Here is a 625-nt window from a genome sequence, read left to right as displayed (position 1 = left end):
GATCTCGCCTAGCCGCGCGTAACGCGGACCGGCAATGCGGGCGATCGGATCGAGACTCTCGGTCTCGATCTTGCCGTTGGCGAGCAGATCGTCCTTGATGTGAAATGCGACTACTTCGCCGACGATCAACCGGCTGCGGGTATCGCCGAATTCGAGGCATTGCCGAAATCGGCATTCCATCGCGATAGGTGCCGCCGTCAGCCGCGGCACCCCGATATGGTCGCTGGGGGTCGTCTCGAGACCGAGGACTTCGACCTCACTCACCTCCGGCGGATGTTCGGCGGAGCTTTCGTGAACCGCAGACATCAACGGCGAATCCGCGATGTGAATGACGTATTCTTCGCGATCCAGGATGTTGCGTGCCGTGTCTTTGTAGACGCCTGATTTGCGGCCGACGCTGATTGCCAGCATCGGCGGCTTGGGCGAGACGAAGGTGAAAGCACTGAACGGCGCAAGGTTGACGGTACCTGCCTGCGACAGGCTGGTCACCCATGCGATCGGTCGCGGGACGACGATGCCGGTGAGCAGACGATAGGCCTTTTCGGCGCCAAGTTCAGCGGGATCGATCTTCATTCGTCAATCCGCCTTTACATTGGCCTTGCGCACGACCGGAATCCACTTGGCG

Annotated in this window: 1 protein-coding gene; it reads right to left on the bottom strand. The window is 60.6% G+C overall.

What is annotated here, in order from left to right; all coding sequences use genetic code 11:
• Window positions 1-573, bottom strand: a 573-nt coding sequence (locus AC1DS5_RS25225) for a flavin reductase family protein (protein WP_477720981.1), incomplete at its 3' end; no start/stop codon positions are given.
• Between the last annotated feature and the right edge of the window lie 52 nt (window positions 574-625).

This window comes from Polaromonas sp. P4_H1 (assembly GCF_056400945.1).
Note: the sequence above shows the minus strand (reverse complement) of the source record. Positions and strands in the feature narration are given on the sequence as shown.